The following is an 11,742-nucleotide window of genomic DNA, read 5'->3' on the forward strand; positions in this document are numbered from 1 at the left end:
TGGTCTTTCTCAACGATGGCCCGATGGCGCCCCCGCGCCGCGACCGGACCTCTGCCCTATATAGCGTCCCCCGGCGGCGGGCGCGAGCCTCCCGCCGCACGCCCTGACATCAGGCGGCAGAGCGCTCCGGCAGCTCGAACGTGCCGTCCGGGCTCAGGCGATCGACGATCATCGGCAGGAAGCGCGCCATCAGGCCGGGCAACGGTCCGGCGGGCAGGCCGAAGGCGGCGGCGAGTTCCGCGATGCGGTCCTCGCCCAGCGCGGAGACAATGGCGTCGGCCTCCACCGGGGTGTTCGGCCCCTCGGCGATCCAGCTGTCCAGCGCGTCAGAGAGGCCGCCGGCGCGCAGGGCGTCCGCGAATCCCTCCATGCCGCCGAAGCTGGTGCCGGCCATGGTCCGGTCGATCCAGCCGGGCAGGGCGGCGACCGCCGGGCTGTTCAGCAGGCTGTCGAGCAGCCCGCCCACCGCGCCGGTCTTCCGGATCTGGCTGGTGACACCCGCAACGAGGGCACCGATCATCTGGTCGAACAGGGACATGCCGCCTCCGCAATCTGCGATCACGGAGGGGATGGAACACCCGCTCCGGTTAGAACGGCGTGAACGAGCGCGGCCGGTTCAGCCACAGGGGCTCGGGCACGTAGGGCGGCGCCGGCATCCACAGGATGGCCTGCTCCTGCGCGGCGGCGATCTGTGCCCGGCTCATCTTGGTGCGGACCGCATCGCGGATGCGGGTGAAGGTGTCGCGCTCCTGCTTGCCGGCGCGGGCGGCGGCGAGGATCAGCCATTTCTGCGAGAGCACCACGTCGATGGGCACGCCGCGTCCCTTGTCGTAGGCGAGGCCGAGTAGGTATTGCGCGGTGGGGTCGCCCTGTTCGGCGGCGCAGCCGTACCATTGGGCGGCGACCACGAAATCCTGCGGCACGCCTTTCCCGTTCTCATAGAGATAGCCGACCATCCCCTGCGCCTTGGCATCCCCCTGCCACGCGAGGGGAATGAGCAGCGCGGCGGCGGTCACATAGTCGCCCTTGGCATAGGCCGCATAGGCGCGGGACTGGGTGCCGTCCTTGCCTCCCGCGAGGGCCGGCCCGGTGAAGGCCAACGCCAGTGTCAGCAGCAGCGCCAGCATCACCGCGGCGGGGCGGACGGCATTTGAGGGCAAGGTCTCTTCCGGGCGCAAGATCTCTTCCAGAGGCATGGGTTAGCTCGCCTTGAGGAGGAGGGCGTCGATCATGAAGGCGATCCACACTGCCGGCGCGAGGAACAGGCCGAACGGCAGGCGCCCGTCAAAGCGCAGCGCCCGGCCCGTGGCGCGGCGGCGCAGGGCATAGGCGAGGAGCGCGGACAAGGCGGCGATCTCGATGGCGATGGGGATAGCCGTCACCTCCAGCCAGACGCCCGCCAGCACCGCGAGCTTCACATCGCCGAGGCCGAGGCCGTCGCGCCCGCGCAGCGCCCGGTATCCCGTGCGCAGGCCGAGGAAGAGCAGGCCGAGAAGAATGCCGCGCAGGCCGGCAACGATCAGTCCTTCCGCAACGTCGTCGGCGGCGAGGACCACATGGACAAGCCCGAGGGCGATGCCAGCGGCGTTCAGGCCATCCGGAATGAGGAAGTGCCGCGCGTCGATGATGGCGATGGCCGCCAGCACCGGCACCAGAGCGGCCAGCGGCAGGCCGGCGGGAAGTCCCGCCACCGCGAGGCTCGCGCCCATGGCGGCGAGGCAGAGAGCGGCAAGCGCCACCGTCTCGGCCCGGCTGCCGGCGCGCGGCTGGGCGCCGAGGCCTCTGGCGACGGGGGCGCGCGGGGCCGGCTCGGCCATCGGTTCGCCCGCTGCGGTGTCGGCCATGGCGGGCCTCACCGGTTGATGAGCGGCTGGGGGCCGCCTGGCAGCACGCCCACCGAGCCCTTGAGCTTGGCGCGCAATTCCTCCGCCACCGTGTGGGCATCCATGTTGTCGCGGATGATCTGGGGGCGGATGAAGATGATGAGCTCGGTGCGCTTCACCGTCGTGTCCTTGTGGGCGAACGCATCGCCCACGCCCGGGATCTGGTCCAACACCGGCACGCCCTGCCGCACGCCGTCGCTGCGCTCGCTGATGAGGCCGGCGAGCAGCACGGTCTGCCCGCTGGTCACGGCGATGGTGCTCTTGACCCGGCGCTGGGAGACGGTGGGCGTCAGGTTCGAGCCTTCGCTGGCGCTGCCGTTGGCGGTCGGCTGCTTGGTGACGTTGCTGATCTCCTGCTCGATATCGAGCCGGACCTGCCCGTTCACATTCACCCGCGGCGTCACATGCAGGATGATGCCGGTATTCTTGTATTCGATGGTGTTCACCACCGTGTTGGACGAGGTGAGCACGGTGGCGCTGCCGGTGGAGACCGGCACCTCGTCGCCCACCTGAAGGGTCGCCTTCTGGTTGTCCACCACCACCACGGAGGGATTGGACAGCACCTTCACGTCGGTGACGGTGTGCAGGGCGTCGAGGATCATCTTCGGCTGGTTCTCGCGGCCGATCAGCAGGTTGAAGCCGGGCAGAACGCGGTTGATGGCCTGATTGGTGATCTCGCTGGACAGCGTGTTCACCGCCGAGCCGTTGTTGCGGCCGAGGCCCAGATCCTTGCTGGTGAGGAAGAACTGCACGCCGTAGGCGAGCTGGTCGTTCAGCGTCACCTCGGCCACGGTCGCCTCGATGGCCACCTGCAATTGCGGCTGGTCGAGCTGGAGCAGGGTGCGCTCGATGATCCGGTAGTTCTCCTGGCTCGCATAGATGAGCAGGGAGTTGTTCACCTGATCGGCGGTGATCCGCACGCCCGAGAGCAGCGCACCGCCGCCGCCCGAGGGGCCGGAGCCGGAACCGCCCTGCAGCTCGTTGTCGGTCTCGCCCCGGTTCACGGGCTGGGCGTTCTGGCCCTGGTTCTGCGGCGGCGTCTGGCCGAGGCGCTGCTGCACGGACATGGGGCCGTTCGAGCCGCCGCCGTTGGACGATGCCGAGGTGCCGGAGCCCGGCGCGATCTGGTTGGAGGCCTGATCCAGCCCCTGCGAGGAGGTGCCGTTGAACAGCTCGTTCAGCACCCGCGCCGTCTGCCGGGCCTCGCCGTAGCGCAGGCGATAGACGCGCACGCCCACCGAGCTGTCCGAGCGGTCGAGGCGCTCGATCCAGGTGGCGGCGGTGCGCAGCAGGTCCGGCTTCTTGGCCACCACCATCACCGAATTCATCCGGTTGATGGCCTGGAACTTCACCATCTTGTGGCTCAGCCCGCCCTCGCCGGCATCAAGCAGCGTCTCAAGCTCGGTGATGAGCGGTTCGGGCGCGCTGTTGCGCAGGGGATAGATGCCCACCGACTGGCCACGCATCCAGTCGGCATCGAAGGACAGGGCGGTGTTGATGGCCGCCTGCCGCTCCGCCGCCGTGCCTTGGATGAGCAGGACGTTGCGGCCGGGATCCACCCGCACCATGCCGGCCCGCGTCGCGAAGCTGTCGATGACCGGCATCAGGGTCTCGGCAGAGACATACCGCAGCGGCACCACGGAGACGCCATAGCCGGGCTCCGGCCGGGAGGTGCCCACATCGGTGGCGCCGGAGCCGGCGGCCTCGGTGAGCGGCATCAGCTGGTAGCCGGAGGAGTCCTTCACGAGGGCGATGCCGTTGGCGCGCAGCGCGCTCTCCAGCACATAGGCGAGATCGGTACGGGCGACCGGGCGCGCCGAGGACAGGCTGATGGTGCCCTGCACCCTCGGGTCGATGATGACGTTGGCGCCGAGAATGTCGGTGAGCACCACCTTTGCGACGGTGGTCACCGGCGTATTCTCGAAGTTGAGATCGTATCCGCCGTCAGCTCCGCGTTGCGCGGTGCCCGCCGCGCCGACCGTCGTCGGGTCCGCCACCGGCTGCGCGCCGGGGGTGGCGAAATATTCGATGGGCTGACGATTGTCGGACGGCTGTTGCGGCTGCGCCACAGGCTGCATGGGCTTCGGCGACAGGTCGATGTTGCGGACCTGATCGAATGTGCTCTGGGGCTTGGTGTCATCCATGATGCCCGAGCAGCCGGACAGGACCGCGGCGAAGAGGATCGCGCACGTCAATACGAGAGTGCCCGGTCGTGGGCTCGACCGGCCGCGCCAATCCTCAATCACGCATCACCTGAATACTTCCGAACGCAAGAGCCGCGGAATCCGAGAGCCGCTACAAGGGCCGCCGGTCGCAGGAGATGGCCAGACGACCCTTGGCGCGCCTCTCTTAGCGACAGCATGTGACGGATATATAAGGGTTGACGGGCAGTGCTGCCAAGCTTCAGTTAGCTGGCTATCGCCGGTTCGCAGCCGTGTCCGGATGTCGTGACATTGTCATCACGGTGACGCGCGAGCGTCACGGGAGGCGGGAATACCAAGCCGGCGGCCGGGTGCTCCGTGTGGGCAGCCTGCTCCGGGCCGACGGCCGACCCGCAAATTGCTTTCCGGGAGCAACCTTCGCCGATGATGCGGCCCATGTTAATAGCAGCCAAGGTCCAGCTGTAGAATAGCGCCGCTGGATTGCACTGCTGGATTTGAATGCTGGCTTTCGGGGGCGCGGGCATGAGCGGGGAGGGGGGCGGCGATTTCCTGAGCTTCCTCGCCGCGAGCGGGCTGGCGCATCCCGCCGGGTCCGGAACGGCCGGCACGCAGGCCCGTCCGCTGCGTCAGGTGTGGGAGGCGAGCGAGCTGACCGCCGGCGATTTCGCCGATGAAGTCGCCCGCTTCTACCGTCTGCCGCGCATCGCCTTGCCGGAGCTGATGGCGGCGCCGTCCCTCGTGTCCCACTTCACCCCGCGCTTCCTGCGCGAGATGACGGTGCTGCCCTTCCGCGCGCCGGACGGCACAGCCTGCCTCGCCGTGGGCGATCCCACCGACGAGACGGTGGTGCGCGCGGCGGAGATCGTGCTGGGGGGCAAGGTGACGCTCGTCGTCGCCTCCTTCGAGGACATCGCCACCGCGCTTGCCGAACGGCTCGGCGCGGATGAAGCGGCCGCCCGCGAGGCCGCCGGCCCCGCCACGGCGCGGGCCGAGGATGACATCGACAGCCTGCGCGACCTCGCCTCCGGCGCGCCGGTGGTGCGGGCGGTGAACGACCTGTTCGACAAGGCCATGGAGCTGCGCGCCAGCGACATCCACATCGGCCCGTTCCGCACCGGCCTCGAGGTGCGCCTGCGCATCGACGGCATGCTGCGGCCCATCCATGCGCTGGCCGATGTGCTGCCGCAGGCGGTCATCTCGCGCATCAAGATCCTCGCCGGCCTCGACATCGCCGAGCGCCGCCTGCCGCAGGACGGCGCCGCGCGCCTGAAGCTCGGGCGCGACGAGATCGACGTGCGCGTCGCCATCATGCCCACCCAGCACGGGGAAAGCGCGGTCATCCGCCTTCTGGCGCGCGATCGCGGCGTGCTCACGGTGGACAAGCTGGGGCTCGCCCCGCACGACCGCGAGACGCTCATGAAGCTGCTCGCGCTGCCCCACGGCATGGTGGTCGTCACCGGCCCCACCGGCTCGGGCAAGACGACCACGCTCGCCACCATCCTCTCTGTGCTGAACGAGCCCACGCGCAAGATCCTCACCATCGAGGACCCGGTGGAATACGAGATCCGCGGCGTGTTCCAGTCGCAGGTGCGGCCGCAGATCGGGCTGACCTTCGCGGCGGCGCTGCGCTCCTTCCTGCGGCAGGACCCGGACGTGATCATGGTGGGCGAGGTGCGCGACCCGGAGACGGCGCATATCGCCGTCCATGCCGCGCTCACCGGCCATCTGGTGCTCACCACCCTCCACACGGACACCGCCGCCGCCTCGGTTCCGCGCCTGCTGGACCTCGGGGTGGAAGGCTTCCTCCTGAAGTCCACCCTGCGTGCGGTGATTGCCCAGCGCCTCGTCCGCCAGCTGTGCGAGCGCTGCAAGCGGCCGCATACCCTGTCGGCCACCGACGTACGGGACGATCCGCGCTATGTGGCCCTCGGCCTCAAGGCGGGCGAGACCGTGTATGAGCCAGTGGGCTGCGAGCGCTGCGGCGGGGCGGGGTATCGCGGGCGTATCGGCGTGTTCGAGGTGCTGACCCTCTCGGACGACATCCGCGAGATGATCGACCGCCATGCCGGTGCCGCCGCCCTCGACCGCGCCGCCATCGCCGGCGGCATGACCACCATGCTGGACGACGGCGTCGCCAAATGCCGCGCCGGCCTCACCTCGGCCGCCGAGGTGCTGCGCGTGACCACGGTGCGCTGACGCCCATGGCCACCTTCTCCTATCGGGCGCTGACCCAGGCCGGGCAGATCGTGAGCGGCGAGATCGCCGCGCCCACCGAGGCCGAGGTGCGCCGCCGCATCGAATTCCTCGGCCTGGTGCCGGTGGAGACGACGCCGCTCAGGGAGAAGAAGGACAACGCCTTTGGCTTCACTTTCGGCGCGCCCAAGGCGGAGGATGTCACCCTCTTCACCCGCGACCTCGCCCTGCTGCTTCGCGCGGGCGCGCGGCTCGACGAGGCGCTGGAATTGCTCACCGGCGACACCGATCTCGGCCGCATGCGCGCCGTCGCCCGCAAGATCCGCGCGGACGTGCTCTCCGGCGAAAGCCTCGCGGAGGCCTTGGCCTCCCATCCCTCGCTGTTCCCGCCGGTCTATGTGGCGCTGGTCAAGGTGGGCGAGGCCTCCGGCACCGTGGACCGGATGCTGGAGCTGGTCGCCGCCGAGCGCCAGCGGGCCGAGGAGCTGCGCCGCAAGGTGGTGTCGGCGCTGCAATATCCCGCCTTCGTGCTGGTGGCGGCGGGGGGCGTGCTCGTCTTCTTCCTCATGTTCGTGATGCCGCAATTCTCCTCCGTGCTGCGCGACATGGGGGCGAAGCTCGACCCCATGGTGCAGGTGCTGCTGGACCTGTCGGACGGCCTTCAGGCCCACGCCGCCGCGGTGGGCGTCGCGGCGGTGGTGCTGCCGGCTCTCGCTTTCCTCGCTTTGCGACGGAAAGAGGTGCGCGGGGCGGTGACGGGTACGCTCTCCAAGCTGCCGCTGGTGCGCACTGTGCTCTTGTTCCGCCGCTCGGCCGTGTTCTGCCGCAACCTCTCCATCCTGCTCGGCAACGGCGTGACGCTGACTGCCGCGCTGCGCATCATCGTGGACGTGATGGCGGCGGGGGAGGAAGCCTCGGTCTGGGCCAAGGCGGCGGACCGGGTGCGCCATGGCGGGCGGCTGTCGGACGCCTTCGCCGAGGGCGACGTGCTGCCCCCCATGGCCATCCGCATGCTGCGCCTCGGCGAGGAGACCGGCCAGCTGGCCCTGCTCTCCGGCCGCATCGCCGATTTCTACGAGGAAAAGCTCCAGCGCGCCCTCGCCAGGGTGGTCGCGGTCATCGGCCCGGCCGCCATTGTCACCATTTCGGTGGTGGTGGGCGGGCTCATCGTCTCGGTCATGACCGCGTTGCTGTCGGTCAGCCAAAGCATCGGGTGACGAAACGTGATTGAAGGTCCCGCCCCCATGACGGCCAACACTGCCCCCTCCCGCTCCCGCCGCCGGAAGACGGAAGGCGGCTACACGCTGGTGGAGCTGCTGGTGGTCATCACCATCATCGGCCTCATCGTCGCCCTCGTGGGGCCGCGGGTGCTCGGCTATCTCGGCGACAGCAAGGTGAAGACGGCGAAGATCCAGATCCAGGGCTTCTCCAGCGCCCTCGACCTCTTCTATCTCGATGCCGGCCGCTATCCCTCCTCCTCGGAAGGGCTGAACGCGCTGGTGCAGCGGCCGGGCAACGTCTCCACCTGGAACGGGCCGTATCTCAAGGGCGGCACCGTGCCCGTCGATCCCTGGGGCAAGGCCTACATCTATCGCGCGCCCGGCCAGCACGGGCCGTTCGACATCGTCTCCCTCGGCTCCGACGGGCAGGAGGGCGGCACCGGCAACGCGGCCGACATCACGAGCTGGGCACGCTGAGGCGGGGCGAGGCGGATGGCACGCGAGCGGGAGCGCAGGCGCGATCATGAGGCGGGGTTCACCCTGCTGGAGGTCGTCTGCGCCCTCGCCATCGTCGCCGCGCTCGCGACTCTCGCCTTGCCGCGCCTTGCGCCCGGCACCTCGCGGGCGAAGCTGGAATCCCTCGCGGTCGAAGCCGCCGCGCTGCTGAAGGCCGACCGCGCCGCCGCCATCCGCCGGGGCGTGCCGGTGGCGACGGCGGTGGATACGGCCGGCCGGCGCATCACCTCCGGCGCGGCCGGGCGGGTGGTGCGCGTGCCCGGCGACGTGCAGATGGACACGGTGCTGCCCGCGACCTGCGACGGAAGGCCGGCACGCGCCTCGGTGGAGTTCTTTCCCTCCGGCCTCTCCTGCGGCGGCGTGGTGGCCATGCTCAAGGGTGGGGCGGGCTATGAGGTGCGGGTGAACTGGCTCACCGGAGGCGTCGAGATTGTCCCCCGTGGCCGCTCCTGATCTGCGCGCGCGGCGCGGCGCCGCCGGCTTCACCCTCATCGAGGTGCTGGTGGCGCTGGCGGTGGTTGCCGCCTCCCTCGGTGCCATCGCCATGGTGGCGGGCTCCAGTATTCGCGGCACGCGGGCGCTGGAGCGGCGGGTGGCGCTGCTGCAGACCGCCCGTGCGGTGGAGACGGGCATTCCCGGCCGCGATCTCCTCCAGCCCGGCCGCACCGAGGGCGAGATCGCCGGCCATCGCTGGCAAATGGACGTGCAGCCGCTCAAGATCGCCGGCCTGCCGGAAACCGGCCCCTGGACGCCGCTCGATGTCCGCATCCGCGTGCGCGGTCCCGGCGGCGAGATGGTGGCGCTGGAGACCGTGCGCATCGTGCGGAGCCAGCCGCAATGAGCGCGCTCGCATCGTCGCGCCGCCGCATCGCCGGCTTCAGCCTCATCGAGATCCTGGTGGCGATGACGCTCACCGGGCTGGTGCTCGCGGCCATCGCCATGGTCACGGCGAAATGGCTGCCGGCCTGGCAGCGCGGGCTCGGGCGGGTGCAGCAGAGCGAACTCGTCGCCCTCGCCTTGGACCGCATGGCCGCGGACCTTTCCGCCGCCGCCGTCCTGCCCGTCGTTCGTGGCGGGGCGAAGCCGCTGTTCGACGGATCGTCCGAGCGCGTCGTCTTCGTGCGCGAGGTGCTCGCCCCCGGCGCGGCGCGCGGGCTGGAGATCGTCGAACTGGCCCCGGTGCCGGACGGGCGCGGCTCCGCCATGGTCCGGCGAACCGCGCCCTATGCGCCGCAGGCCGAGGCCGGAGGCCTGCCGCCCTTCGGCGCCCCGGTGCGGCTGCTGCGCCCGCCCACCCGCGTCACCTTCTCCTATGCCGGACGCGACGGCGTGTGGCACGACGCATGGCGCGGCGAGGAGGAGCTGCCGCGCGCGGTGCGCATGGTGGTGCGCGAGGGCGGGCGGGTAACCGCCGCGTCCACCGCCGTCTCCATCCGCTCCGATGTGCCGGCCTTCTGCGCCGCCGATGTCACCAAGCCGGTCTGCGGATCATCCGTAGGTTTCAGTGGATCGCGCGCGAAAGCCGTTTCGGGTGCCGGGGGAAATAACGCGGGGGCCGCGCAATGACGGGCGCCTGCCTCAACGCCCGGCGCGGGACGGAGCGCGGCTTCATCCTGGTGACGGTGCTGTGGATTCTGGCGGCGCTCGCCGCCTTCACCGCGGTCTATGCGGTCTATGTGTCCGACACGGCGTCCGCCTCCGCGGTGCGGGCGGAAACGCTGCGCGCGGACGGGCTGGTGGTCGCTGCGGTGGAGCTGGCGGCGCTGCGTATTCTCTCTGTGCCGGCGCAGGACCGGCCCATCAGCGGCGAGGTGCGGTTCCGCATGGGCGAGGCCAACGTCTCCGCCCGCTTCGCCGACGAGGCCGCCCGCATCGATCTCAATTCTGCCGCGCCGACGGTGCTGGCCGGCCTGTTCCAGGTGCTCGGCGTGCCCGAGCAGGCGGCGAAAACCTACGCCGCGAGCATCGCCGCCTGGCGGACCCCGCCCCGGGGCAGCAGCGCCGGCGCGGGCGGCGCGACTTCCGCCGGCAAGACGTCCGCTCTGGGCGACGATGAGGCTGCGAAAGGGCAGGGCGCCTTCGCCCATGCGGCGGAGCTGGCCCGCGTGCCCGGCCTGCCGGCCGATGTGGTCGCGGCGGCGCTGCCCCATCTCACGGTCTATGCCGGGCGGCGGGAGGTCAATCCCGAACTGGCGGGGCCGGTGGTGCGGGCGGCGCTGGCGAAGGCGGGGCAGGGGATGAACGATATCGACAACGCCACGTTCGCGACGGCCGGCGAGACCTCCGGCGAGGACAAGGCGGGCGGCGACAAGGCAGGCGGCGACGGAACCGCCATCGCCGGCGCCTCCGGCCTCACCACGGTGGCCGGCGACACAGCGCGCGTGACGGTGCGCGTGGCCTTCGACAATGGCCGCAAGCAGGGCGCCGAAGCGGTGATCCTGCTGCGGGATTTCGGGATGGACCCCTACCGCGTGCTCCTCTGGCGCGACCTCTCCTGGCGCGAGCTGGCCGACCTGGATGCGGCGCCCGCCGCGCGGCGCAAGACGACGGGAGGACGGCCATGAGCATGATGCCCGGCGCGCCCGACGCGTCTCTGGTGACGCGCTTCGTCGACGGCTTCTCTGCCTTCATCGACCTGACGGCGACGGCCGTGCACACCGCCATCGCCAGCGGCCGGGCGCGCCTCGGCCGGCTGCGCGCGGTGCGGATCGAGGAGGGGGAAGACGGCGCCTTCCACCTGCCTGGCGCCGCCCCCTTCCATCCTGATCCCGGCGACATGGCGCGCGCCGTGCCGCCGGAGGTGACGGCCGCATTGAAGGGCCGGGAGGTGGAGCTGGCGCTCGATCCCGCCCGCTTCCTGTTCCGCCCGCTCGATCTGCCCGAGGGGGCGAGGCCCTATCTCGACGGCATCGTGCGGGCGCAGATCGACCGGCTCACGCCGTGGAGCGCCGCCGAGGCCGCCTTCGGCTGGACGGCGCCCGAGCCCCTCGGCGACGGCCGCATCCGCCTGATGGTGGCCGCCACCCCGCGCGCCCGTCTCGCCCCCACCCTCGATGCGCTCAAGGGGCTGGGCGTGGGCCATCTGCTGCTGACAACCCGGCAAGGGGAAGGCGCGCCGATCATCGTCCATGCCGGTGCTTCCGGCGAAGGCGGGGGCACGGCGCGGCTCAAACAGGTGTTGCTCGGCGTGCTTGCGGCTGCGGCCCTTGCCGCGACGCTCGCCTCCGGTGTGTCCGGCTTCCTCGGTGGCAGCCTCGACGAGGAGCAGCAGACGCTGGATCAGGCCATCGCGGCCCGTCGCCGCGCCATCGCCGCCGCCCGCGACGGGCTGGGCGCTGAGGGGGCGGCCCTGCGCGGTCTGGAGAAGGCGAAGCGGGAACATGCGCCCACCGTGCTCGTGCTGGAGGCGCTGTCGCAGGTGCTGCCGGACCATACCTATCTGACGGCCCTGACCATCCAGAACGGCAAGGTGGAGCTGACCGGCGTCTCGCGGGAGGCGCCCTCCCTCGTGCGGTTGCTGGAGGAGTCGAAGCACTTCTCCGCCGCCACCTTCGTCGCCCCCACCACCCGCCAGCCGGGGGATGTGGGCGAGCGCTTCCAGATCCAGGCCGACATCACTTTGCCGTTCGAGGTGAGCCAGTGACCCCCGCCGCGCCCGCCCGTTCCCGCCGCACGCTGGCGCTGGCCGCGCTCGGCTATGGTGCGCTGGTCGCGGTCCTGCTGGCCGTCGCGTTCGGCGAGGTGGCGGACATGCTCGCCAAGCGCGCG

At 71.0% G+C, this 11,742-nt stretch carries 12 protein-coding genes; 8 read left to right on the forward strand and 4 right to left on the reverse strand.

What is annotated here, in order from left to right; translation table 11 throughout:
- Window positions 1–109: 109 nt before the first annotated feature.
- From ACE3QW_RS02330 to gspD, 4 genes are read right to left on the reverse strand one after another with little or no spacing between them, the layout of a single operon-like run.
- Window positions 110–538 (reverse strand): YidB family protein, encoded by a 429-nt coding sequence (locus ACE3QW_RS02330; RefSeq protein WP_374250267.1) that lies wholly within the window; start codon window positions 536–538, stop codon window positions 110–112.
- A gap of 49 nt (window positions 539–587) precedes the next feature.
- The gene (locus ACE3QW_RS02335; RefSeq protein WP_374250268.1) at window positions 588–1,196 is read right to left on the reverse strand and encodes a tetratricopeptide repeat protein; all 609 of its coding nucleotides are present in this window, start codon (window positions 1,194–1,196) and stop codon (window positions 588–590) included.
- A 3-nt stretch (window positions 1,197–1,199) separates the two neighbouring features.
- On the reverse strand, window positions 1,200–1,844 hold the full coding sequence (locus ACE3QW_RS02340; RefSeq protein ID WP_374250269.1) for a prepilin peptidase: 645 nt from the start codon (window positions 1,842–1,844) through the stop codon (window positions 1,200–1,202).
- 8 nt (window positions 1,845–1,852) lie between these two features.
- Window positions 1,853–4,027 carry a type II secretion system secretin GspD gene (gene gspD, locus ACE3QW_RS02345; RefSeq protein ID WP_374250270.1) on the reverse strand — a complete coding sequence of 725 codons (2,175 nt, stop codon included), beginning with the start codon at window positions 4,025–4,027 and terminating at the stop codon, window positions 1,853–1,855.
- Between the two features lie 540 nt (window positions 4,028–4,567).
- Between gspD and ACE3QW_RS02350 the strand changes: the two genes are divergently transcribed.
- Genes ACE3QW_RS02350 through ACE3QW_RS02385 form a run of 8 tightly spaced genes read left to right on the forward strand, consistent with a single transcriptional unit; the run spans window position 4,568 to window position 11,617 of the window.
- A complete protein-coding gene (locus tag ACE3QW_RS02350; protein ID WP_374250271.1) occupies window positions 4,568–6,241 on the forward strand; it encodes a GspE/PulE family protein in 1,674 nt (557 codons plus the stop codon).
- Between the two features lie 5 nt (window positions 6,242–6,246).
- Window positions 6,247–7,455: a type II secretion system F family protein gene (locus tag ACE3QW_RS02355; protein ID WP_374250272.1), complete on the forward strand. Its 1,209-nt coding sequence runs from the start codon at window positions 6,247–6,249 to the stop codon at window positions 7,453–7,455.
- 27 nt (window positions 7,456–7,482) lie between these two features.
- The gene (gene gspG / locus ACE3QW_RS02360; RefSeq protein WP_374250273.1) at window positions 7,483–7,935 is read left to right on the forward strand and encodes a type II secretion system major pseudopilin GspG; all 453 of its coding nucleotides are present in this window, start codon (window positions 7,483–7,485) and stop codon (window positions 7,933–7,935) included.
- 15 nt (window positions 7,936–7,950) lie between these two features.
- Window positions 7,951–8,427, forward strand: coding sequence for a prepilin-type N-terminal cleavage/methylation domain-containing protein (locus tag ACE3QW_RS02365; protein WP_250168074.1), 477 nt, complete (start codon window positions 7,951–7,953; stop codon window positions 8,425–8,427).
- Window positions 8,414–8,815, forward strand: a complete 402-nt coding sequence (locus ACE3QW_RS02370) for a prepilin-type N-terminal cleavage/methylation domain-containing protein (RefSeq protein ID WP_051679319.1) — start codon at window positions 8,414–8,416, stop codon at window positions 8,813–8,815. The genes ACE3QW_RS02365 and ACE3QW_RS02370 overlap by 14 nt, the downstream gene beginning before the upstream one ends.
- Window positions 8,812–9,540: a type II secretion system protein J gene (locus tag ACE3QW_RS02375; protein ID WP_374250274.1), complete on the forward strand. Its 729-nt coding sequence runs from the start codon at window positions 8,812–8,814 to the stop codon at window positions 9,538–9,540. The genes ACE3QW_RS02370 and ACE3QW_RS02375 overlap by 4 nt, the downstream gene beginning before the upstream one ends.
- On the forward strand, window positions 9,537–10,538 hold the full coding sequence (locus ACE3QW_RS02380) for a general secretion pathway protein GspK (RefSeq protein WP_374250275.1): 1,002 nt from the start codon (window positions 9,537–9,539) through the stop codon (window positions 10,536–10,538). The genes ACE3QW_RS02375 and ACE3QW_RS02380 overlap by 4 nt, the downstream gene beginning before the upstream one ends.
- Window positions 10,535–11,617, forward strand: coding sequence for a PilN domain-containing protein (locus tag ACE3QW_RS02385; protein WP_374250276.1), 1,083 nt, complete (start codon window positions 10,535–10,537; stop codon window positions 11,615–11,617). Before ACE3QW_RS02380 ends, ACE3QW_RS02385 begins: the two co-directional genes overlap by 4 nt.
- The last annotated feature ends 125 nt before the right edge of the window (window positions 11,618–11,742 follow it).

The sequence above is a fragment of the Xanthobacter sp. genome (genome assembly GCF_041911315.1).
Classification (GTDB): domain Bacteria; phylum Pseudomonadota; class Alphaproteobacteria; order Rhizobiales; family Xanthobacteraceae; genus Xanthobacter; species Xanthobacter aminoxidans.